Below are 22800 nucleotides of genomic sequence, written 5' to 3' on the forward strand. Positions count from 1 at the left end.
CAAACCGGCACCCGGGCCAAACCTTGGCCCTGCAAACCTTGGCCTTGAGGCTTCAGGCGCGCCGGAACAGCCCCTTATATAGGGCGAAGTGTGGCGAAGTCACAGCGACTGTTGCGCGCGGAGGTTAACGCGCCCGGGCTCGCCAGCTCGCCGGTAGCCGCTTCAGGCCGCGCAGCACGAAGGTCGCCCGCCATTCCGGGTTCTCGATGTCGTCGATGCGCAAATCGGGCAGCCGCCGCAGCAGCGTCGCGATGGCGATCTCAGCCTCGATGCGGGCCAGCTGGGCCCCCAGGCAGAAATGGATGCCGCCGCCGAACGACAGCGGCTTGACGTTCGGCCTGGTGACGTCGAGCCGGTCGGGCCGGTCGGGATAGACCGCCGGGTCGCGGTTGGCCGAGCCGAGCAGGCACAGCACGGTCTCACCCTTGGGGATCTTGACGCCGCCGAGATCGTCGATGTCCTCCAGCGCGACGCGCCCGGTCATCTGCACCGAGGAATCGTAGCGCAGGAATTCCTCGATGGCGCCCGCCATCAGTTCCGGCCGCGCCTTGAGCAGCGCGAGCTGGTCCGGATTGCGGTGCAGCGCGAGCAGGCCGTTGCCGATCAGATTGACGGTGGTCTCGTGGCCGGCCACGAACAGCAACATGATATTCGCAGTCAATTCCTCGTTGGTGAGCTTGTTGCCGTCCTCCTCGGCCTGCACGAGCTGGGTGATGAGATCGTCTCCGGGGTTGCGGCGGCGCAGCTCGAACAATTGCTGGAAATACATCTGCGCCATCAGGTTGCGCGCGTTGCCCTGCTTGATCTCGTCCGGCGTCATGGGGACAGGATCCAGGATTCGCACGCCATCGCTCGAGCCCTTGTGGAACGCCTCGCGGTGCTCTTCCGGGATGCCAAGCATGTCGCAGATGATCGTGACCGGCAGGCGGAAGGCGAAATCCCCGATCAGGTCCATGTGGCCGCGATCGATCATCGCATCGAGCGTCTGATCGACGATTTCCTGGATCCGCGGCCGCATGTCCTCCACGCGCCGCGCGGTGAAAGCCTTCACCACGAGGCCACGCAATCGGGTGTGATCCGGCGGATCAGCCTGGAGCATCGTGTGGCCCAAATTCCGAAAGACCGGCTCCTCCATGATGTTCGGACCGTAGCGGCGCTTGGAGCGCTCGACGAAATCCTTGCCGAAGCGCTTGTCGCGCATCACGAGGCTGACATCGGCGTGGCGGCTGGCGACGAACTGGCCGAACGGCGTCACATGGATCGGGTCGATCGTGCGCAGCCGGTCGTAATGCGGATAGGGATCGCGGATGAAATCCGGCGACAGCGGGTTGAACAACGGATCGCCGCCGGCGCCTTGGTTCGCGCCTTGCACTTGCTCGTTCATGGAGACCTCAATCGGTTGCCGCATGACACGAATACGCCGATCGCAGCCCCACAGCCCGGCGTAACCATCCCTGGATCTTATCAAATCGATACATTGTTGTATCGAGTTGCATTCTGCCCTAGGCTACCGGAATGTCAAGGGTGAGAACCAGGCCGACCAGGGACGATACGCGCGACAGGCTGTTCGAGGCGGCCGCCCGCGTGTTCGAGGAGGACGGTATCGGCGGCGCCAGCATCGAGGCGATCGCGGCGGCCGCCGGCTTCACCCGCGGCGCGTTCTATTCCAACTTCAAGAGCAAGGACGAATTGATCATCGCCATGCTCGAGGACCATGTCGCCCAGTCGATCCGGCGCAACCTCGACATCCTCGCTCAGCACGACAATCTCGACGATTTCATCGCGGCATTGAGGACGATGGATCGCAGCAAGCAGGATCCGCTCGGCCGTTCGCCCCTGCTGCACATGGAGATGATCCTGTTCGTCGCGCGCGCCGAGAAGCGTCGCCCCGAGCTTGCCAAGCGCCTGCGCGCGCGGCGCAAGCTGGTTGCCGACATCATCGAGGCGACGCTGAAGGGGAACGGCAGAGGCCACACGCTGAACCCGCCCTGGATGGCCTCCGTCGTGCTGGCGCTGGAGGACGGTTTTCGCCTGCACCGGCTGATCGATCCCGAGACCACGCCGTCCGACAGCTTCCTGCGCGCCATCACGGATTTGCGGCGGAGGACGGGGCTGGCGTCGGAGTAGGCAGAATCGGACAAGGCATGTCCGCTCCGGGACCGAAGCCTGGTCGCGCTCCATCGCGATGGTCGCACAAGAGCCTGCCGCTGCAATCGCCGCAAAACGTTTTCACAAGCGATTTCAACGTAGTCTGGTGCCCTCCCGTGCGATTTCCGTTCGATAGCTTGCCAACGCATCGCCGGCCCGTCGTGCGTTTGCGAAAGCGCGCGCCGGCTTGAAGCAGGATCGGACAAAGCGCGGCCGCTTCAGGAAATACGCCGCGCCTTTGCGGCCATAGAACACGCGCCGACCCGTACAAATACGGACAATTGATCGAAATCCTGACGCGATCGAGAGGAGCCACGCCATGACCGGGAGCACCATGCGCAATGCCTCGCACAACGGCTTGCCACCCGCGGCCGGCGCACTGCCGGACGACAGCTCGACGTCCGACCGACGCGCCGCCGGCGCGGAGATGGCGCGCGTGCTCAGGACCGAACCATTTCGCATGGCGCTGGACTCCTCCGGTGCCGGCATCGCCCACTGGAAACATGATCCGCTACACGACATCGTCGAGCCCATGAGCCACCACGTCATCATGGCCTACAACGGCGTGATGCAGCGCATGGAACGGCGGTCGGGAAAGTCGGTCGCGATCGGCACGTTTCGTCCCGGGGTCCTGATCATCATTCCGGAAGGATCGAGCTCCCGATGGGACATTCCGAAGCCCGTCGATGTGGTCCAGCTCTATCTTCCCGATGCAACGCTGAAGCGCGTTGCGGACGAAGCCCGGACCACCGGACCGGCCGACCTGCTGGAGCGAACGGCGCATCCCGACCCCATCACATCGCGACTGCTCCTGAGCGCAGCGGACGCGCTGGAGGGCCATGGCGCGCTGGACAATCTGTTCCGGCATCAGCTGACCGATCTTCTGGCCACGCGCCTTCTGGCTGCGCATGCGGGGTCGCCGACCGCGTTCCAGCCGACCGTGGGCGGGCTGTCGCCGAAGGTTTTGCTCCGCGCGATCGAGCGGTTGCGCTCGGACAGCGATGCGGATGTCTCGCTCGATGCGCTGGCGTCCGATGCCGGTCTGTCGCGCTTTCACTTCTGCCGTGCCTTCAAGGAAAGCACCGGCCTGTCCCCGCATTCCTGGCTGCGCCAGCACCGGCTCGAAGAGGCCATGAAGATGCTGCGCGACAGCGACGAAGCGGTCGTCTCGATCGCGGCCGCGCTCGGCTATTCCTCGCAGACGGCGTTCGCCGCCGCCTTCCGGAAGCTGACCGGCGAGAGCCCGAGCGACTGGCGCAGGCGCCAGCGTTAGCAGCAATCGCGCTGTAGCCATGGCAATCGCTCTGGCGCAGCGGCAGATCCGATCCGTTAAACCATCATCATGTCCAGACCAATCGAGGGAGACTGGAGATGACCTGGAAAAACTTCATCAGCCGGCGGGTGATCGCGTCGCGCCGCAGGGGCCTTGCGACCGCAACTTTGTACGGACTCTCGCTGGCCGTTCGCTTCACGTCGGCAACGGGCGAGGAGGTGGAGATTCCGGCGCACTCCATGCACCCGGCATACCCGCTGCTGTCCATCATGACACGGGATAGCCCCGGCCTTCCCTACCAGGACTGGGGCCCGAGGGCGGCTCAGTCGGTCGTCTTTCGCGAGGGCTGGCCGTCGAGTTCGCCGCTGTCGCGCTGCGTAGCGCCTTAAGACCAGCGATTCATTTCACCTCTTCGTGCCATCGCCGAACGCTGCCCTGAGCCGAGCAGCGACGGCTCGCGCACGGACTTTCGAAACGCAGAGATCAAGGAGTAGACCCATGCGAATAGTCATCATCGGCGCCGGCTTCGCCGGCATGTATGCCGCCCTTTCCGCAGCGCGCCTGCGCGAGATCCAGGGCGTCTCGCCAGACCAGCTCGAGATCGCGCTGGTTGCCCCCGAGCCCACGCTCGTGGTTCGCCCGCGGCTCTATGAACCGAAGCCCGAGACCCTGACGGCGCCCCTGCTCGACGTGCTCGGGGCCATCGACGTCACCTTTGTGCAAGGCATCGCCGAGACGGTCGACACCAAATCCTGCATGGTGAAGATCGCCACCGCGAAGGGCACGAAGAAGACGCTGTCATACGACCGCCTCGTCGTGACCACCGGCAGCCGGCTGTTCCGTCCGAACATTCCGGGCCTTGCCGAACACGGCTTCAGCGTCGATTCACTCGACGATGCGATCGCGCTCGACAAGCACTTGCATGGCCTCGCCAGGCGGCCGGCCAGGAACGGGCGCGACACGGTCGTCGTCGCCGGCGGCGGCTTCACCGGCATCGAGGCGGCCACCGAAATGCCGGCGCGGCTTCGCGACATCCTCGGCGCGAACGCGAGGACCCGCGTCATCATCGTCGAGCGCAACAACGCGATCGCGCCCGACATGGGCGCCGGACCGCGGCCCGTCATCGAGGACGCCCTTCACAGGCTCGGCGTGGAAACCCGCCTCGGTGCCGGTGTCGCCTCGCTCGACGAATCCGGCGTCACCCTGTCCAGCGGCGAACACATCGAGACCGAGACCGTGATCTGGGCGGCGGGCATTCGTGCGGCGCCTCTGACGGCACAGATTCCCGCCGAGCGCGACAATTTCGGCCGCTTGCTGGTCGATCGCTGCTTGCAGGTGCCGGGCGTTCAGGGCGTCTTCGCGGCCGGCGATGCGGCGCGTGCCGCCTGCGACGACGAGGGCAATTACGCGCTGATGTCGTGCCAGCACGCGACGCGGATGGGCGCCTTCGCCGGCAACAATGCCGCGGCCGAGCTGCTCGGCCTTGCGACCAGGCCCTACCACCAGAAGGGCTACGTCACCTGCCTCGACCTCGGCGGAGCCGGCGCGCTGTTCACGCGCGGCTGGGAACGCGAGGTGACAATGGTCGGCGACGTCGCCAAGAAGACCAAGCAGGAGATCAACACCGTCTGGATCTATCCGCCGAAGGCGGAGCGCGCCGCAGCGCTCGCCTCGGCCGATCCGGAGCGTGTGACCGACGTGACGGGCTTCCTCTAGACCCTTCATGCAAAACGGGGCCGCGCCTCGCCGCGAGGCGCAGCCCGCTCACCCTGGATCACCCTGGAGCTCGACCACGATGAAACACGAGACCGTGCGCACCAGCGCATTCGCGATGCCGCTGACGAACCCGGCGTTTCCGCCCGGCCCCTACCGCTTCGTCGACCGCGAATATTTCATTATCCAGTATCGGACCGATCCCGAGGCGCTGCGCCGAATCGTGCCCGAGCCGCTCGTGCTCACCGAACCCGTTGTGAACTACGAGTTCATTCGCATGCCCGACTCAACCGGTTTCGGCGACTACACCGAAAGCGGCCAAGTTGTCCCGGTGAGTTACCAAGGCCAGGCCGGGAGCTTCGTCCACCAGATGTTCCTGAATGACCATCCGCCGATCGCCGGCGGGCGCGAATTGTGGGGTTTCCCCAAGAAGCTGGCGCAGCCGAAGCTCGCGGTCGAGATCGACACGCTGGTCGGGACCTTGAACTACGGCTCGGTCCGCATTGCGACCGGCACCATGGGCTACAAGCATCGCGCACTCGATGCCGCTGCCGAAGCGAAGAAACTCGGCGCCCCGAATTTCCTGCTCAAGGTCATTCCGCATGTCGACGGCACGGCGCGCATCTGCGAGCTGGTGAGGTTCCATTGCGAAGACATCACCGTGAAGGGCGCGTGGACCGGGCCGGCGGCGCTCGACCTCTGCGCGCATGCACTCGCGCCCGTCGCCGAGTTGCCGGTGCTGCAGGTGCTGTCAGCCAAGCATGTGGTGGCCGATCTCACCCTCGGGCTCGGCACCGTCGTGCACGACTATCTGTCGCCGGGCGTGTCCGAACGACGGCGTGCATCGAATTCCGAAATCTTGATCGCCGGCTGACAGGGTCGGCCGCAATGGAGGGAGTTCTGGCAATGTTGGACGTGACCCGGGAGCCAATCGATTCCGCGCAGCAGATCAAGCCGCTGCCTTACGATGTCGTTGCGCTGGTCCTTCAGGGCGGCGGCGCGCTCGGGGCCTATCAGGCAGGGGTCTACGAGGGCCTGCATGAGGCCGGCATCCGGCCGAACTGGCTTGCCGGCATTTCGATCGGTGCGCTCAACGCCGCGATCATCGCGGGCTCGCCCGAGGACGAGCGCGTCGAGCGGCTGCGCGAGTTCTGGGAGACCATTTGCGCCTTCTCGATCGAGTGGCCCGCGGGCGAGGGGCTGGCCAATGCCCTGCCCTTTGCATTCGACATCAGCTCGGTGCGGAACGCGCTGGCGGCGACGCGGGCCCTGGTCCAGGGCCAGCCAGGCTTCTTCAAGCCGCGCTTCCCGCCACCGCTCTGGTCGCCATTCGCGGGTGATGCGGCAACCAGCTTCTACGACACGGCACCGCTGCACGCGACCCTGGAGCGGCTCGTCGACTTCGACCGGTTGAACTCGGGCGATGTTCGCGTCAGCGTCGGCGCGGTCAACGTCCGCACCGGCAACCTGACCTATTTCGACACCGTCGAGCGCCGGCTGGGACCGAAGCATTTCATGGCCTCCGGCGCCCTGCCGCCGGGATTCCCCGCCGTCGAAATCGAGGGCGAGCACTACTGGGACGGCGGCGTCGTCTCCAACACGCCGCTTTCTCGCGTGCTCTCGGGCGACGCGCGCGACTCGCTGACGTTCCAGATCGACCTCTGGTCGGCCAAGGGCCGCGTTCCCTACGATATGATGGAAGTGTCGAGCCGTCAGAAGGACATTCAGTATTCGAGCCGCACGCGCGCCGTCACCGACCAGGTGCTGCAAATGCAGAAGATGCGTCAGGCGCTCCAGCGAACGATCGACAAATTGCCGGAGGCGGCGAAGCAGGAACCGGAGATCCGCACCATCGCCGATATGGCCCGCCATCGCTCCTACAACATCGTCCACCTGATCTATCAGACCAAGCTCAACGAGGGCCATTCGAGAGACTACGAGTTCGGGCTGAGCGCGATGCGCAGGCATTGGCAGAGCGGACTGGAGGACATCCGCCGCACGCTCTCCGACCGGCGCCGTCTCGACCCGCCGCCGCCCGAACTCGGGATCGTAACCCACGACATCCATCGCCGCGACTGAGCAGGCGCCGCCGGCCCGGAAGAAATGCCATGTCGAACATCAGGCCCGACATGAACGACAGCGCACGGCAACTGAACAATTGCAGAAAGGACATCCCATGTTGAAGGGCAAGGTCGCCATCGTCACCGGATCGACCAGCGGCATCGGGCTCGGAATCGCGCAAGAGCTCGCACGTCTCGGCTCCGACATCGTATTGAACGGCTTTGGCGACGCAAGCGAGATCGAGAAGATCCGCAGCGACGTCCAGCGCGAGCATGGCGTGCGCGCGCTGCATGACGGCGCCGACATGTCGAAGGGTGAGGCCGTGCGCGACCTGATCGAGGCGACGATCGAGCGGTTCGGTCGCCTCGACATCCTCGTCAACAACGCCGGCATCCAGTTCACCGCGCCGGTCGACGAATTCCCGCCGGCCAAGTGGCAAGCCATCATCGACATCAACCTGTCGGCGGCATTCCACGGCATCGCCACCGCCGTGCCGCAGATGAGACGGCAGCGCTGGGGGCGGATCGTCAACATTGCCTCCGCGCATGGCCTCGTCGCCTCGACGCACAAGGCCGCCTATGTCGCGGCCAAGCACGGGCTGGTCGGCCTCACCAAGGTGGTTGGCCTCGAGACCGCCGGCAGCGGCGTCACCTGCAACGCGGTCTGCCCCGGCTGGGTGCGCACGCCCCTGGTCGAAAAGCAGATCAGCGACATCGCCGCCGACAAGCACATCAGCCAGAAACAGGCGACGAACGAGCTATTGGCGGAGAAGCAGCCGTCGCTCGACTTTGTCTCTCCCGCGCAACTCGGTGGCGCGGTCGCCTTCCTGTGCTCGGCCGCGGCGGACCAGATCACCGGGACCGCGATCTCGGTCGATGGCGGGTGGACCGCACAGTAACCTGGAGCGCGAACATGGGCTGCAGTGATCATAGCCGTTGCAGGAGGGTGTCATGGTGCATCTGAACAAGAGGGCGATCGGCCTGTCGCTGTGCCTCGCTTCCGTCGCGGTCGTGGCCGCGGGGTTCACCTATGCTCAATCGGGCGAGACATCGACCGACAACGCCTATATTCGCGGCGACGTGACCTCGCTCGCGCCAAAGGTTGCGGGTTACGTCACCGCGGTGGAGATTCAGGACAACCAGGCCGTCCGGGCGGGTGACGTCCTGTTCCGGATCGACGACCGGGACCACCGCGCGCGGCTCGCCCAGGCCATCGCCAATGTCGAAGCCGCACGGGCCCGCCTGACCAATGTCGATGCGGAGATCCAGCTCCAGCATGCCCTGATCCGGCAGGCCGAAGCTCAAGGGCTTGCGAGCGTGGCCGAGAAGAACCTGGCGCGCAAGGCTTCCGACCGTCGCCGCGAGCTCATCCGCACCAATGCCGTCAGCCAGGCCCAGGTCGATGAAAGCGACGCGGCGCTGTCGAAAGCCGAGGCGGCGGTCTCCGCAGCGGAGGCGACGATCGAGGCCCAGCGGCAGCGCATCGCCGTCCTCGCCAGCCAGCGCGAAGCTGCCGTAGCTGCGGTGGCGCAGGCACAGGCCGCACGCGACCTCGCTCAAATCGATCTCGACAACACCATCGTCCGTGCGCCGGTCGACGGCGTCATCGGCAACCGCCAGGTCCGCATCGGCCGCCTGGTCGCACCAGGCACCTCCCTGCTCGATATCGTTCCGGTCGGGGATGTGTGGGTCGTGGCCAATTTCAAGGAGACGCAGGTTGAGCATATCCGGCCGGGCCAGCGCGTGCGCATCGTCGTCGACGGCTACAGGCACACGGCGCTTGACGGCGTGGTGGACAGCTTTGCTCCGGGCAGCGGATCGGCCTTCAGCATGCTCCCCTCGGACAATGCGACAGGCAACTTCATTCGGGTCGTTCAACGTGTACCAGTGAAGATCCGCTTCACCAGCAATCGGCTGCCCGGCCGGCTGGTGCCAGGCCTGTCGGCGCGCGTCGACGTCGATCAAGGAAGCGGCTCATGACGGCGATCCTCGCAGCGGCGCGCCGCGAACGACCCGCGGCGGGAGTCCTGTTCGTCGCGGGCATCGTGCTGGCCACGCTGACGGAGGCGATCGCAAGCACGGTTCTGTCGCTCGGGCGCGGCTACATCCTCGGCGACGTCCATGTCACGCCCGACGAGTTCGCCTGGCTCGACATCGGATACATCGCGTTGAAGCTGATCGGGTTCATGACCGCGCCCTTGCTGGTGCATCGTGTCGATCCTCGCCGCCTGATCATCGGCTCAACCCTGGTGATGGGCACAGCATGCGGTTTGACGGTCGTTGCAGCGCGGCTGGATCTGCTGATCGCGCTCCGCATCGTGCAGGGCCTCGCCGGCGGCATCCTGCTCGTCGCGGGCCAGGCGGCAATCTTTCACGCCTATCCCCGATCGCGCCAGCCAATCCTTCAGGCCTTGTTCGCGATGGGATCTGTTGTCGCGCCCGCGACGATCGCCCCAGCCCTGCAAGGCTGGTTGATCGACAGCCGGTCCTGGACGTGGATCTTCTTCAGCGTCGTGCCGCTGGCGCTGGCGGCTGCGGGCCTGCTGTTGATCGCCGACGGCCCGAAGCCTGTCGTGCAGCTGCGCCGCCCGCTCGACTGGATCGGCCTGGGATTGATCTCGGTCGCGCTCTTCTGTTTCTCCTACGTCCTCAATCAGGGCAGCCGTTGGGCCTGGTTCGAGGAGCCCGGCATCCTCTGGCTCACGGTGATCGGGGCGGCGGCGCTGCTGGCCTTTCTCGGCCGGCAGGTGCTGGCCGGGGGCCAGGGCCTGCTCGACTTCACCTTGTTCGAGTGCGAGGATTTTTGCTTCGCCTTCATCGTCAGCTTCGTTGCGGGCGCCGCATTGTTCGGCAGCGCGTTCCTGATCCCGTCCTTTGCCGTGTCGGTTCTGGCATTCAGACCGACCGACGCCGGCCTGCTTTTGTTGCCGAGCGGCGCGTTCTTCGTTGCCACGCTGCTGGTGGCCGCCTTCCTCATGCAGGTCCGTCGCGTCCCTCCCGTCGCCACGGTCCCCTTTGGTATCCTGATGATCACGGTTGCGATGTGGATGCTGTCCGGATCGACCAGCGAAAGCGGTGCACATGACATGATGGCCGCCATCCTCTTGCGCGGCCTCGGCCTTGGCTTCCTGTTCCTGTCGATCACCCTGATCGCCTTCGGCAACCTCAACGAACGCAACCGCGCCTTCGGTATCGGCCTCTTCAACACGAGCCGGCAGCTCGGCGGCCTCATGGGCGTCGCTGGCCTGGAGACTCTGATCGAGCACCACACTGCCGGCAACGTGACAGTGCTCGGCGCCAACCTTACCGCCGGCGTGCCTGCAGTCGGCGAGCGACTGACCTCGACTGCCGCGATGCTCGCCGCGAGGGGAATGGACGCGTTGGCCAGCCGCGCCGCCACAAGCCTGCTGGACCGCGTCCTCATCGGCCAGTCGACGGTGATTGCCTTCGACACGGCGTTCAATGCCGTTGCCCTGCTCTTTGTATTCGCCGTGCCCGTGCTGGTCACCATCAAGCTGGGGCTGCACCGATACGCTCAAATGCGCGTTGCGCAGTCACGCCGGACCGGAGAGCCAAGGATCACCGGCATCGCGATCTCCGTCGACGACGACCGGGCCGCAAAGAGACCCGACGCCAAGCAACCATCCTTCACGAGAACCGAGAGGCACGATGAAGACGCCCTCGCTCTGCAGGTTCGTAGCAATCGCTCGACAGCTACGGCAATCGCTCTGGGGCAGCGGCAGAGCTGATCCGTTAGACCATCACCATGGCGAAATGCCGGGTCTCCTCCAGAACTGAACGTCAAGACAGAGCGAAGGAGCTTTCAAGATGAACCAGACGATCCGCAACCCACAGGAGTCGAACATGAACCTGCACAACACCACACGCGCCGGCGGTCCGGCACCCCAAGAGCTGGTCCCGTCGCGCTACGCGCTGCGGATCGGCGAGATCGACGTGATGGTGATCAGCGATGGCGTGCTGACGCTGCCGGGTGCGATGCTGGCCCACAACGCCGACCCGGCCGTCCGCGCGGCCTGGCTGAAGGACATGTTCCTGCCGCCGGACGCGTTCGATTGGGCGCTGAACGTGGTCGTGGTGCGCAGCGGCAGCCAGACCATCCTTGTCGACGCCGGACTGGGATCCGACCCCGACCTGCACCTGCCGCGGGCCGGGCAGTTGAGCAAGCGCCTGGAAGCCGCCGGCATCGATCTAGCGTCCGTGACCGACGTGGTGCTGACGCACATGCACATGGACCACATTGGCGGGCTGCTCGTCGACGAGGTGAGGGAACGGCTGCGTCCAGACCTGCGGATCCACGTGGCGGCCGCCGAGGTCAAGTTCTGGGAGGCGCCCGATTTCTCTCACGTCTCGATGCCACCGGGCTTCCCCGACGCGCTGCGGGCGACCGCCAAGCGGTTCGCGAAAGAGTACCACAACCAGCTGCGCACCTTCGAGGACGAGCACGAGGTGGCGCCGGGCGTGGTGGTCACGCGCACCGGCGGCCACACCCCCGGGCACAGCGTGGTCCGCCTGACATCCGGCGGCGACCGGCTGACATTCGCCGGCGACGCCGTGTTCACCGTCGGATTCGATCACCCCGACTGGCACAACGGCTTCGAGCACGATCCCGAAGAGGCAGCGCGCGTTCGCGTCCGTCTCTTGCGGGAGCTGGCGGCGAACGAAGAGCTCCTCGTCGCCACGCACATGCCGTTCCCGTCCATCGGCCGGGTGGCGGTCGACGGCGACCATTTTCGCTGGGTGCCGGCCTTCTGGGACTACTGAGCACGCGTCAGATTAGAGGCGAACCGGGGCGCGGACTCATTGCGAGTTCGCGCCCTGGGTTCGACGCTGCCGACTAAGCCGACCGTTTCATCGCGTCGCGCCCCGCCGGCGCGACGTCGAGCCGGCCGAGCATCGCCGTCGCCTGCTCGGCGCAGTACTCGATGAGCCAGCGCTCGAATGCGACTGGAGGAAGCGCGGGCGAATAAAGGAAGCCCTGCACCACGTCGCAGCCGAGCTCGGCCAGCGTCCTGCGCTGGCCCTCGGTCTCGACACCCTCGGCGACGACGGTCATGCCGAGGCCCTGCCCGACACGCACCACGGCGGTGGCGATCGCCAGTGCGCCAGCATCCTTTTCGATGTCGCGCATAAAACTGCGGTCGATCTTCAGCTCGCGGATCGGCAGATGCGCGAGCCGGCTGAGGCTCGAATAGCCGGTGCCGAAATCGTCGACCGAGAGCCCGACGCCGAGCTTGCGAATCGCATTCATGGTCTCGAGCGCGGCCACGCTGTCCTGCATGAACGCACCTTCGGTGATCTCAAGCATCAAGGCGTCCGCCGGCAGATCGTGTTCGGCGAGGATGTCCTTGAGCCGCGCAGCGAGCGTGACGTTGCGGAAATTGATCGGCGACAGGTTCACCGAGACGCAGGGAATCTCGAGCCCGGCGCGGCGCCAGCTCGCCATCTGCCGGCAGGCCTCGCGCACCGACCACAGGCCGATCTGCTCGATCAGGCCACAGTCCTCGGCAAGCGGGATGAACCTTGCCGGCGAGACGTCGCCGAGCTCGGCATCGTGCCAGCGCGCCAATGCCTCGACGCCGTGGACGGCGCCGTCGCAACTGCGGATCTGCGGCTGGTAGCTGAGGCTCAGCGCGCCCTCGGCGATGGCTCGGCGAAGCGCTGCGATCAGCGCCAGCCGCTGCTCGGTGAGCCCATTCATTTCGGCGCTGAACAGGCGATGGGTGGATCGGCCGGCCTGCTTGGCCATGTACATGGCGGCGTCGGCCTGCTGCATCAGCGTATCGATGTCGGTGGCATGATCGGGATAGAGGCTGATGCCGATGCTCGCCGACATCTGCAGCTGCCGGGAGCCAAGCCGGAACGGCGCGGCCAGCGCTTCGGTGATGCCAGCCGCGACGCGCTCGGCGCGCTCGGCGTTGCGCTGCGGCAGCAGGATGACGAATTCGTCGCCGCCGAGTCGCCCGAGCATGTCTTCGGGCCCGATCTGCTCGCGCAGGCGCTGCGCGAGCTGGATCAGGAGCTCGTCGCCGGCGGCGTGACCGAGCGTGTCGTTGACGTCCTTGAAATGATCGACATCGAGGAAGGCCAGCGCGACGTGGCTGCCGGTCGGGCACGCGTCGATCGCAGTGGTGATCAGGTGCCGCAGCTGCGCGCGGTTCGGCAGGCCGGTGAGGATGTCGTGATAGGCGAGCCGGGCGATCTCGGCGCGCGCTTCCTTGCGCTCGATCGCAAAGGCGGCGAGATCGACGCAGGCCTCGACGATGCGCCGGTGCCAGTTGCTGGGCGCGCGCGGCTCCCGATAGTAGAAGGCGAAGGTCGCGATGACCCGGCCGTCCTTGGCCTTGACCGGGGTCGACCAGCAGGCACGCAGGCCGATCGCGAGCGGCATGGCCTTGTAAGGCTGCCAGCGCGGATCGGTGTCGAGATCGATCGCCAGAACCGGTTCGCCGTAGAAGGCCGCGGTTCCGCAGGAGCCGACGTCGGGGCCGATGGCAACGCCGTCCAGTGCGCGGGAATAATCGTCGGGCAGACTTGGGCCACCGAGCGGATGGACCAGGCCGGCGGCATCGACGTGAAGCAGCGAGCAGACGATTTCGGGCGCGATCTCCTCGACGCGGCGACAGAGCCGGTCGGCGATCTCGCCGATCGGAACCTCGTCAGCCAGCGCGCCCATGATGAGCTGCTGGAGCGAACGCAACTGCCTGGTCTCGGTGATATCGTCGAGCAGCGCGAAGATGTGCCTGAGCCGGCCCTTGCGGTCGCGAAACGCGTCGACCCTGGCGGAGACCCAGATCTCCTCGCCGTCCTTGGTGTAGATGAGGACCTCGGCTTCGCCGCCCGGACCGCCCTTGATGAGCCGCCTGCCGATGGTCGTCAGCAAGCTCCGCTTGGTGTGACGGCCGGCCAGGAGATCGGTCGCCCGGCGCCCTTCCGCCTCTGCCGCGGTGTAGCCGAACAGTGCGGTGAACGCCGCGTTCGTGTAGCGAATGTTCAGCCCGGGATCGGTGATGAGCACGGCGCGGTTGGTCTGGTCGGAGACGGCGTCGAGCAGCGCAATCCGCGCGCGGCGCTCGGCCTCGGCGGTGACGTCGCGCGCGAACACGACGTGATGGGTCACGCCGCCACTTGCGAGCGAGGAAACCGATATGGCCGCGCGGATCCGGCTGCCGTCGCGCCGCACCAGGCCGATCTCGTCGCGGAATTCCGCGACCGGATCGGCCTGAAGGCATTTGAGCGTGAGAAGGTCGGCGTCGCGGCCGAGCACGTCGGCGCGCGCAAGCTTCCAGATCCGCTCGGCCGCGGCATTGAAATGTGTGATGCGATGCGCGCTGTCGACGATGACGATGCCGTCGTCGGCGCGTTCAAGCGCAGCCAACAGCACGTCCGCAGTTTCTGTCAGAAGACCATCGGAGGCAGACATTGCGGGACCCAGAGGCATCGGGAAGATGCGCAATCAGCCTGACGCTAACGCTCTGATGGTGTCCAAGATGTTTTTGCAACCGCGTCGCGGTTCGCCGAGGCGCGACATGCTTAACGTTCTGCGAAAACCGAACGGGTATCTCGGCGCGTGCGGAACCTTCGGGTTCCCCACTTTCCAGATTTTCCCGCCGCTCAGTTGGAGTATGATCCGATGGTTTACCGAAGTTAACCTTGAGGGAGGGAATTATGACGAACTTGGCCCCCTCGACGAGCTTCGACGTCAGAGCCGAAATCACCGAGGCTTATGCCTCCTGGGATTCGGCATTCAACAAGGCTGACGCCAAAGCGATTGCCACAGCGTACGTTTCGAATGCAAAAGTGCTGCCCCCGACCCATCAAATCATATCGGGTCCAGCAGAGATCGAGACTTTCTTCGGCGGGCTTTTTTCGAGCGGATTCGCCGATCACAAGCTGACAATCATAGATGCGGGCGGCGACGAGAACGTCGTGTACGGCACGGCGAGATGGAGCGCCAACGGCAAGGGGGCGGACGGGTCCCGCCAAGCTGCCGGCGGGATTGCCACGCACGTGTTCGAGCGTCAGGCGGACGGTTCGCTGAAGCTGAGGTTGCATACTTTCAACTAAGCCGGCCGTACGCGTCGCCTGACACCAAGCGAGGAGGCGTCGCGTGAACATCGCGGAATGGCTTCGTGGCCTTGGGCTGGAACGCTACTTCCAGGCCTTCCAGGATGCGGAAGTCACGCCTGAGGTCCTGCCAGAGCTGACTGAGGACGACCTGCGGGAACTCGGTTTGCCGCTCGGCCCGCGCAAGACGGTGCTGAAGGCAATTCACGCACTCGCCGTGCCGAGCGGTCCCATACCCGTGAAGGTTCGCGCTGCGGCCGAACAGCCAAAACTGCCACTGCCGTCGGAAGCAGACCGGCGGCAGCTCACAGTCATGTTCGTCGATCTGGTCGGCTCGACTGCGCTCGCCTCGGGACGTGACCCTGAGGAGGTGCGGGACCTGATACAGGCCTACCACAACACGGTCGCGAGCGAGATCACCCGGTTCGAGGGTCACGTTGCCAAGTTTCTGGGCGACGGCGTTCTCGCTTACTTCGGCTGGCCGCGCGCGCATGAAGATGAGGCGGAGCGTGCGGTTCGCGCCGGGCTTCGGATATCCAAGGCGGTCGCAGCCCTTACCGAGCCGACTGGTGCAGCACTTGCCGCTCGCGTTGGCATCGCAACCGGTCTGGTCGTCGTCGGCGAACTGGTTGGCGAGGGAGAAGCCCGCGAGCGGTCGGTCATTGGAGAGACCCCAAATCTGGCCGCCCGCTTGCAAGGGCTCGCCGAACCCGGAGGCGTTGTAATCGCCGTTTCGACGCGCCGCCTTATCGGAGAAGCCTTCATATATCAGGACCTGGGGACGGTACCTCTCAAGGGTTTCCCTGGACCGGTGCAGGCGTGGCTCGTCACCGGCGAGGGCGCGGCCGAGAGTCGATTTGATGCCCAGCACGGGATGTCGACGACTGCTCTGGTCGGGCGCGATCAGGAACTCGCACTTCTCCTAGACCGCTGGGAACAAGCGAAAGGGCGAGAGGGACAGATCGTCCTGCTGGGCGGCGAACCCGGCATCGGCAAATCCCACCTCGTGCGCGCGCTACGCGACCGGCTTGCAGGCGTGCCGCACACACGCCTCAGCCATTTCTGTTCGCCGTTCCATACCAACAGCGCCTTGTATCCTATCGTGGGGCTCCTTGAACGGGCAGCGGGAATACGGCGGGAGGCCCCTTCCGAAGAACAGCTCGATAACCTCGAGGCGATGCTCACTCTTGCGACGGACGACGTGCGTGACAGTGCGCCGATTCTCGCGGACCTGTTGGCGATCCCGACAGGCAAGCGCTACTCTCCATTGGAGCTTAGCCCACACCAAAAAAAGGAACGAACCTTCCAGGCTTTGCTGGAGCAGATAAAGGGCTTGGCGGCAAAGCAACCGGTTCTTGCCATTTACGAGGACGTCCACTGGGCCGATCCCACCACGCTCGAACTCATTGATCGGGCTGTTGACGAGGTGCAGCGCCACTCGATCCTGATGGTTGTTACTTTCCGATCGGAATTCGTGCCGCGCTGGACGGCGCATGGACATGTGGCGGCAATCTTTTTGAGCCGGCTGGGGCGCAGGCAAGGTACTGCCGTGGTCGACCGGATAACCGGCGGCAAGCTGCTTCCGCAGGAGGTGCTCGAGCAGATTTTAGCCAAGACGGACGGCGTGCCGCTGTTCGTCGAGGAGCTCACCAAGACCGTCCTGGAATCCGGGCTGCTCAGGGATCGGGGGAGCTGCTATGAGCTTATGGGTCCTTTGCCGCCGCTGGCGATCCCGACAACGCTCCAGGATTCGTTGATGGCCCGTCTTGACCGGTTGGCACCCGTTAAGGAGGTCGCCCAGATCGCGGCCTGCATTGGGCGTGAGTTTGGACATAACCTGTTGAAAGCCGTAACGCCGCTCGATGAAGATGCCCTCCAGCGCGCCATCAATGAACTCCTGGAGGCGGAACTCATCTTCCGGCGTGGAGTGCCTCCGGATATCGGCTACAGCTTCAAACATGCGCTGGTACAGGACATCGCGCACGAGAGTCTCCTGAAGAGCAAGCGACAGCAGATCCACACGCGTATCGCCGCAGCTCTAAGAGAACATTATCCTGCCCGTGCGGAGATGGAGCCGGAGACGATAGCTTTACATCTCGCAGAGGCCGGCCTGGCGGCCAACGCGGTCGGCTATTGGCTGCAGGCCGGCCGAAATGCCGCCGGACGTTCCGCCAATCTCGAAGCAATCACTCATCTCACAAGAGGGCTGCAGGCGCTCAACGCCTGTCCTGAAGGGCCGGAGCGGGATCGCCAAGAACTCGCGCTTCAGACGGCAATTGGAGGTCCGCTGATCGCCATTCATGGCTACACGGCTCCTCAGCTTGGCACTGCCTTCAGCAGGGCTCACGCGCTCTGCCGCGAGCTCGATGACACAGATGCGTTGTTCGCTACACTCAGCGGCAAGTATATTTTTCATTTCGTGAGAGGCGACTACGGCGCCATGCAGAGACTGGTTGGCGAGGCACGCCTCGCCGCCGAACGCACCAGGGACACGGCGCTGGAATTGGCCGCGCATCGCATGGCGGCTCTCACAGCCATGCACGCGGGTGACTTTCCTGCGGCCCACTCCGAGTTCGAGACGATCTTGAGCCGCTATGACCCGGACACCCATCGGCCAGCGCCTGTGCACTATGTCCATGATCCGAAGGCCTCCGCGTTACCTTACCTGGCCATCGTGCTTTGGATCCTTGGCTATCCCGACCAGGCCCTGAGAACAAGCCGCGCGGCGTTTGAGTACGCTGCGGAGCTGAACCAGACGAACCTTACCGCCCACGTCGCGGTCTATGGCGGAGCGGGACCTGCGGAGCTGATGGGTGACGTGGCGGCGGTGCATGCGCACGCCGACGCCATCATCAACCTCGCCGATCAGCACAGCTTGAACTACTGGCGGCTGAGCGGCCTCATCCTTCGGGGCTGGGTCATGGCGCAGGAAGGTGACGCGGAGGGTGGCCTGGCGCTCATGCGCAAAGGTTTGAATGATCGAGACGGACTGGGAGCCAGCTGGTACCAGGTCCGCTACTTGTGCATGCTCGCATCAATCCATTTGCAACTCGGAGATGGCGAGAAAGGGCTCACGGCGCTGGCAGAGGCAAAGGACCTCTCCGCTCGCAATGACGAACATATGTGGGAGGCAGAAGTTGCACGCATCGATGGCGAACTGCGGCGCATTCGTGGAGCTCCGGCGGATGCGGTCGAGGCTTGTTTGCAAACTGCACTTGATGTGGCACGCAGGCAAGGTGCGAAGTCGTTCGAGCTGCGTGCGGCCATGGGTCTGGCCCGGCTTTGGGGCGACGAAGGCAGACTTATCGAGGCGCGAGCCCTCCTTGCCTCAACGTACGGATGGTTTACGGAAGGCTTCGAAACGTCCGATCTGCTCGCCGCCAGGGCACTCACCGCGGAATTGGCTGAGCTTTAGTGCTTATTTCGACGAGCCCGTCGTCGGCGCATTCGGGCGCGGCCAGCAGCACCTCCGGAGTTTCTGTCGCAAGGCAATCAGTGCGGAGGGAACGTATTCGGCGTCGGATCACGCCTGGAGCTTGTGCAGCCGGCCCGCTACCGCCCGCACCTTGCGCGGCGCGGCCTGCCAGATCGCGAGCGCCGACAATCCGCTCACGACCATCGCGATGCCGAAGGCGAGCGTATAGTCGCCGGCGCGATCATAGAGCACGCCGGTCAACCACGGTCCGGCCGCACCGCCGGCCAATGCCGCCAGCATGATCGTACCGAAGATGCTGCCCTGGTGCTTGCCCTGGAAGATCTCGAACACCACCGCACCCATGATCGAGGTGAGGCCGTAGCCGAGCGCGCCTTGCGTGAACACCATGACGTAGACCAGCCACAATGACGGCTGGAATTTCAGCACCATCAGCGCCGCGAAAGAGATCGCAAACCCTGCACAGCTGATCGCCCACACCCATTCCCGCCCGATCCGGTCGGAGACGTGGCCGAGCAGGATCTGGCCGGGAATGCCGAGCAGGCTGACGATGCCGAGCGCCCAGACCGCGACGTTCGGGCTGAAGCCGATGTCGAGCAGGAATTTGGTCTGGTGCACCTGCACCGCGTACCAGATGTAAAGGCCGCAGAAATAGCCGACCGCGATCCACCAGAAGCGCGCGGTCGCGACGGCGCGTTTCAGCGTCCAATCGGTATTGACCCAGACGGGATCGACGACGTTGGAAACTGGCTTTGCGGCGCCGGCGGCCGGCGCGGCATCGCCGTCTGCCTGGAGGCCGATATCCTCGGGGCGCTTGTGCAGGAACAGATTGATCGGCGCCAGCACGACCAGGATGAGCAGGCCCATCGCGGTGCAGGCGGTGCGCCAGCCGGCCCCTTCGATCATGTGCTGCACCCAAGGCAGCAGCGTCACCGAGCCGATGCCGACGCCGGCGAAGGCGATGCCGATGGCAAAGCCGCGCTTGCGGATGAACCAGTTCGGCAGGAACAGCGACTGGCCGGAATAGCCGAGACACACCGAGCCGGCGCCGACCATGACGCCGATGGTGACGTAGAGATGCCAGGGCGCGCTGGTGAGCGGCGCGAGCAGGAGTCCGCCGCCCATCAGCACGATGCCGAGCTCCATCACCGCGCGCGGGCCGGCGCGGTCCATCAGGCGCCCGATCAGCGGGCTGACCACGCCGGAGACGACGAAGCCGAAGGAGAAGGCGCCCGCGGTGACGCCGCGCTCCCAGCCGAATTCGGAGATGATCGGCGGAAAGAACAATGAGAAGGCGGTGCGCGCGTTGACGCCGATCGCCATGGTGACAAAGGTCACGGCGACCACGACCCAGCCGTAGAAGAACGGAAGCCGCATTTTTGTGTATTTCATCCCTGGACGGTCTTTCGGACCATCTGGGGATGTCCGGGTCAAGCGCTTTTCGCGCATGCCCGTTGAGCGGTGGACTTACCGCATTTGCGAGCGGTTTCCCTGCGGCCCATCCTTCTTGACGCCCGCTTCAGGCGGGCTCCTCAGGATGAGGACGGAGTGCGTGGCAACAGTCTCAACCGGCACCGATGCTGCTTAGCCTGATCCTGAGGAGCGCGGAACGCGCGTCTCGAAGGACGAGGCGTGCGCTCAGGCGGCGTCGAGCCGTGACGGTTTGACCGGCGCGTCGAACAGAATCCGCTCGATTGGCTGCGGACGTCCGAACAGATAGCCTTGCGCGAAGTTGACGCCGAGCGCCTTCAGCCGCTCGAACTCCTCGCGGGTCTCGACGCCTTCGGCGGTGACCGACATGTCCAGCCCGCGGGCCAGCGTCACGATCGAGGAGATGATGGCGGAGCTGCGCGGCTGATGCGTGAGGTTTCGGATGAACGATTTGTCGATCTTGATCTTGTCGAACGGGAACGCGGTCAGATAGCTCAGCGACGAGTAACCGGTGCCGAAATCGTCGAGCGCGAGCTCGACGCCGATGCTCTTCAGCCGCTCCATGAAGGCGTGGTTCTCGACCCCGCGCTCCAGCAGCACGGATTCGGTGATCTCGATCTCGAGCCGATGGGGCGGCAGGCCGGAATCGGCGAGCGCGGCGGAGATCACCTCGAACAGATCGGCCTCCTTGAACTGGATCGGCGACAGGTTCACGGCGACCGCGAGCTCGGAGGGCCAGCCGGCCGCGTCCGCGCAGGCCCGCCGCAGCACGAATTCGCCGAGCGGCACGATCAGTCCGGTCTCCTCGGCAAGCGCAATGAACTGGTCCGGCGGAATCAGGCCGCGCGTCGGATGCCGCCAGCGCACCAGCGCCTCGAAGCCGCGCCGCGCGCCGCTGAGGGCATCGACGAACGGCTGATAGTGCACCTCCAGCTGGCACCGCGCAATGGCGTCGCGCAAATCCCCTTCCAGCGTGTTGCGCGCCTCGAGCTCGGCCGACAGCGCCTCGTCGTAGATGGTGAAACAGTTGCGGCCCGCCGATTTCGAGCGGTAGAGCGCGAGGTCCGCCTTCTTCAGCAGCTGCTCCTGGTCGCCGCCGTGATCCGGCGCGATCGCGATGCCGATGCTGGTACCGATCTCCACGCGATGTCCGGGCAGCGGGAACGGCTCGGCCACGAGCTTGGCGATCCGTGCGGCCAGCTCGGTCGAGCAGGCGCGCTGATCCTCGCAAGCTTCCTGGATGATGGCGAACTCGTCGCCGCCGAGCCGCGCCAGCACATCGGTCGCGCGCACCGCGGATTTCAGCCGCTGCGCCACCTGGCGCAGCAGCGTATCGCCGGCGCCGTGACCGAGGGAGTCGTTGACGTTCTTGAAACGGTCGAGGTCGAGCATCAGGATCGAGAAGGCCGGGCCGCCGTCCTCCAGCCGGCCGTTGAGCTCGTCGAGCCGGGCGAGGAAGAAGGCGCGGTTCGGCAGCCCCGTCAGGATGTCGGTCTGGGCGAGCTCGAGCACCCGCCGGTTGGCCAGCGACAGCCGCCGCGAATTGCGGCTTGCGAGCATGAGATAGGTCGCGAGCGACAGCGTGAGCAGCATGCCGACGATGATGACCGCGACCGCGCGGTCGTAGGACGACTCCAGCGGACCGCCCGCCGTCGGCATCGCGCGCACCTGCCAGTCGCCATCGCCGATCTTGAGGCTGCCGGACCAGTGCAGCGCGCGCGCAACGTCCCGCATCGACTGCGGCGCCGTGGAAGCCGACGAATAATCCGGCCGCATTTCCGCCAGGCTGACGATCTGTCCCGTGAAGGGCGGATAGACGTTGACGCTGACCGCGGGGCTCGCGCCGGTCGTCACGCGTATGGACTGGATCAGCAGCGGCAGGTCGAAGATGCCGATGACGAAGCCCGCCAGATTGCGGCGCCGGTCCGCGACCGTGTCACGTGACGTTCCCTTGGCATAGACGGGAATGGCGACGAGAACGTCGGGCAGCCGACCGCCCTCCTTCGGTTCGTAGAGGTGCGTGCGAATGGCGGCGGTCCGGTCGTTGTCGCGCGCGCGCTCGAGGACCGCGCGACGTTCGGGAACCGTCGCGTAATCCATGCCGTAGACCGAGGACGTCTTCGGCTGGGTCGAGTAGAACACCGGGAAATATTCGTCGCTCTGCGGCGCAACGGCAAAGCTCTCGCCCTGGAGCGACTTGATGCGATAGCCGGACACCCCATCCGTGATCGCGGCGGCCTCGTATTCGGCACGCTCCTTGCGGTTCACGCGCGGCAGCCAGGCAATGCGCAGCATGCCGGGGTGACGCTCGAACAGCCGGGCGCTGAAGGTCTCGAATTCGCTGCGGGTGATTTCCTCATTGGTCGATTCGAACAACGTGCGCAGTGCGACGAGCCTGGAGATATACTCGTTCATGCCGTTCTGCATGACGATCGCTTCGGTTTCGGCAACGTTCTCGAACTCGATCCTGTTGACGCGGTCTTCCCAGCGCGCCACGGCGGCTGCGCCCACGACCGAGAACAGAAGACCGACGCCGACCGCGACGAGCGCAGGGCGATAGAGACCGAGCAGCGGCGCGGCACGCCACCATCCCGTCCCACGCCTCCGATCCTGATCGTTCTGATCGCGACCGCCCATCTTGATCCGCAAGTCCCCAT

The 22800-nt window shown here is 65.4% G+C and carries 16 protein-coding genes; 12 read left to right on the forward strand and 4 right to left on the reverse strand.

From position 1 onward, the window contains the following. Positions 1–124: 124 nt before the first annotated feature. Entirely contained in the window at positions 125–1384 is a 1260-nt protein-coding gene (locus GPL20_RS20025; protein WP_157331220.1) for a cytochrome P450, read from the reverse strand. Positions 1385–1515: 131 nt separating this feature from the next. Between GPL20_RS20025 and GPL20_RS20030 the strand changes: the two genes are divergently transcribed. From GPL20_RS20030 to GPL20_RS20075, 10 genes are all read left to right on the forward strand, one after another. After that, positions 1516–2127, forward strand: a complete 612-nt coding sequence (locus GPL20_RS20030; protein WP_157331221.1) for a TetR/AcrR family transcriptional regulator — start codon at positions 1516–1518, stop codon at positions 2125–2127. Between the two features lie 340 nt (positions 2128–2467). Then, positions 2468–3421: a helix-turn-helix transcriptional regulator gene (locus GPL20_RS20035; RefSeq protein WP_246250754.1), complete on the forward strand. Its 954-nt coding sequence runs from the start codon at positions 2468–2470 to the stop codon at positions 3419–3421. Positions 3422–3519: 98 nt separating this feature from the next. Beyond that, positions 3520–3810 carry a hypothetical protein gene (locus tag GPL20_RS20040; protein ID WP_157331222.1) on the forward strand — a complete coding sequence of 97 codons (291 nt, stop codon included), beginning with the start codon at positions 3520–3522 and terminating at the stop codon, positions 3808–3810. 109 nt (positions 3811–3919) lie between these two features. Continuing rightward, entirely contained in the window at positions 3920–5137 is a 1218-nt protein-coding gene (locus GPL20_RS20045) for an NAD(P)/FAD-dependent oxidoreductase (RefSeq protein ID WP_157331223.1), read from the forward strand. A gap of 79 nt (positions 5138–5216) precedes the next feature. After that, on the forward strand, positions 5217–6008 hold the full coding sequence (locus tag GPL20_RS20050; RefSeq protein ID WP_157331224.1) for an acetoacetate decarboxylase: 792 nt from the start codon (positions 5217–5219) through the stop codon (positions 6006–6008). Positions 6009–6040: 32 nt separating this feature from the next. Beyond that, positions 6041–7213, forward strand: a complete 1173-nt coding sequence (locus GPL20_RS20055) for a DUF3734 domain-containing protein (protein WP_157331225.1) — start codon at positions 6041–6043, stop codon at positions 7211–7213. Between the two features lie 97 nt (positions 7214–7310). Further along, positions 7311–8093, forward strand: a complete 783-nt coding sequence (locus GPL20_RS20060; RefSeq protein ID WP_157331226.1) for a 3-hydroxybutyrate dehydrogenase — start codon at positions 7311–7313, stop codon at positions 8091–8093. A gap of 52 nt (positions 8094–8145) precedes the next feature. Beyond that, on the forward strand, positions 8146–9174 hold the full coding sequence (locus tag GPL20_RS20065) for an HlyD family secretion protein (protein WP_157331227.1): 1029 nt from the start codon (positions 8146–8148) through the stop codon (positions 9172–9174). Further along, the gene (locus GPL20_RS20070) at positions 9171–10943 is read left to right on the forward strand and encodes an MFS transporter (RefSeq protein WP_157331228.1); all 1773 of its coding nucleotides are present in this window, start codon (positions 9171–9173) and stop codon (positions 10941–10943) included. Before GPL20_RS20065 ends, GPL20_RS20070 begins: the two co-directional genes overlap by 4 nt. A gap of 79 nt (positions 10944–11022) precedes the next feature. Then, positions 11023–11976: an MBL fold metallo-hydrolase gene (locus tag GPL20_RS20075; RefSeq protein WP_157331229.1), complete on the forward strand. Its 954-nt coding sequence runs from the start codon at positions 11023–11025 to the stop codon at positions 11974–11976. A 73-nt stretch (positions 11977–12049) separates the two neighbouring features. On the opposite strand, the gene GPL20_RS20080 is transcribed toward GPL20_RS20075, so the two are convergent. Further along, a complete protein-coding gene (locus GPL20_RS20080; protein WP_157331230.1) occupies positions 12050–14635 on the reverse strand; it encodes an EAL domain-containing protein in 2586 nt (861 codons plus the stop codon). 245 nt (positions 14636–14880) lie between these two features. On the opposite strand from GPL20_RS20080, the gene GPL20_RS20085 reads away from it, so the two are divergent. Beyond that, the gene (locus tag GPL20_RS20085; RefSeq protein ID WP_157331231.1) at positions 14881–15279 is read left to right on the forward strand and encodes a YybH family protein; all 399 of its coding nucleotides are present in this window, start codon (positions 14881–14883) and stop codon (positions 15277–15279) included. Positions 15280–15322: 43 nt separating this feature from the next. After that, positions 15323–18694: an adenylate/guanylate cyclase domain-containing protein gene (locus GPL20_RS20090; RefSeq protein WP_254126132.1), complete on the forward strand. Its 3372-nt coding sequence runs from the start codon at positions 15323–15325 to the stop codon at positions 18692–18694. A gap of 108 nt (positions 18695–18802) precedes the next feature. Here the strand turns inward: GPL20_RS20090 and GPL20_RS20095 are convergent, their stop codons facing one another. Together GPL20_RS20095 and GPL20_RS20100 are read right to left on the reverse strand one after the other, a co-directional pair. Beyond that, positions 18803–20089 carry an MFS transporter gene (locus tag GPL20_RS20095; RefSeq protein WP_157331291.1) on the reverse strand — a complete coding sequence of 429 codons (1287 nt, stop codon included), beginning with the start codon at positions 20087–20089 and terminating at the stop codon, positions 18803–18805. A gap of 261 nt (positions 20090–20350) precedes the next feature. Then, on the reverse strand, positions 20351–22780 hold the full coding sequence (locus tag GPL20_RS20100) for a bifunctional diguanylate cyclase/phosphodiesterase (protein ID WP_167533120.1): 2430 nt from the start codon (positions 22778–22780) through the stop codon (positions 20351–20353). Positions 22781–22800 lie beyond the last annotated feature (20 nt).

The organism is Bradyrhizobium cajani, from assembly GCF_009759665.1.
GTDB lineage: Bacteria > Pseudomonadota > Alphaproteobacteria > Rhizobiales > Xanthobacteraceae > Bradyrhizobium > Bradyrhizobium cajani.

Coding starts and splice junctions, on each gene's coding strand:
- GPL20_RS20025 (WP_157331220.1), bottom strand. CDS start 1,384: ATGAACGAGCAAGTGCAAGGCGCGAACCAAGGCGCCGGCGGCGATCCG.
- GPL20_RS20030 (WP_157331221.1), top strand. CDS start 1,516: ATGTCAAGGGTGAGAACCAGGCCGACCAGGGACGATACGCGCGACAGG.
- GPL20_RS20035 (WP_246250754.1), top strand. CDS start 2,468: ATGACCGGGAGCACCATGCGCAATGCCTCGCACAACGGCTTGCCACCC.
- GPL20_RS20040 (WP_157331222.1), top strand. CDS start 3,520: ATGACCTGGAAAAACTTCATCAGCCGGCGGGTGATCGCGTCGCGCCGC.
- GPL20_RS20045 (WP_157331223.1), top strand. CDS start 3,920: ATGCGAATAGTCATCATCGGCGCCGGCTTCGCCGGCATGTATGCCGCC.
- GPL20_RS20050 (WP_157331224.1), top strand. CDS start 5,217: ATGAAACACGAGACCGTGCGCACCAGCGCATTCGCGATGCCGCTGACG.
- GPL20_RS20055 (WP_157331225.1), top strand. CDS start 6,041: ATGTTGGACGTGACCCGGGAGCCAATCGATTCCGCGCAGCAGATCAAG.
- GPL20_RS20060 (WP_157331226.1), top strand. CDS start 7,311: ATGTTGAAGGGCAAGGTCGCCATCGTCACCGGATCGACCAGCGGCATC.
- GPL20_RS20065 (WP_157331227.1), top strand. CDS start 8,146: ATGGTGCATCTGAACAAGAGGGCGATCGGCCTGTCGCTGTGCCTCGCT.
- GPL20_RS20070 (WP_157331228.1), top strand. CDS start 9,171: ATGACGGCGATCCTCGCAGCGGCGCGCCGCGAACGACCCGCGGCGGGA.
- GPL20_RS20075 (WP_157331229.1), top strand. CDS start 11,023: ATGAACCAGACGATCCGCAACCCACAGGAGTCGAACATGAACCTGCAC.
- GPL20_RS20080 (WP_157331230.1), bottom strand. CDS start 14,635: ATGTCTGCCTCCGATGGTCTTCTGACAGAAACTGCGGACGTGCTGTTG.
- GPL20_RS20085 (WP_157331231.1), top strand. CDS start 14,881: ATGACGAACTTGGCCCCCTCGACGAGCTTCGACGTCAGAGCCGAAATC.
- GPL20_RS20095 (WP_157331291.1), bottom strand. CDS start 20,089: ATGCGGCTTCCGTTCTTCTACGGCTGGGTCGTGGTCGCCGTGACCTTT.
- GPL20_RS20100 (WP_167533120.1), bottom strand. CDS start 22,780: ATGGGCGGTCGCGATCAGAACGATCAGGATCGGAGGCGTGGGACGGGA.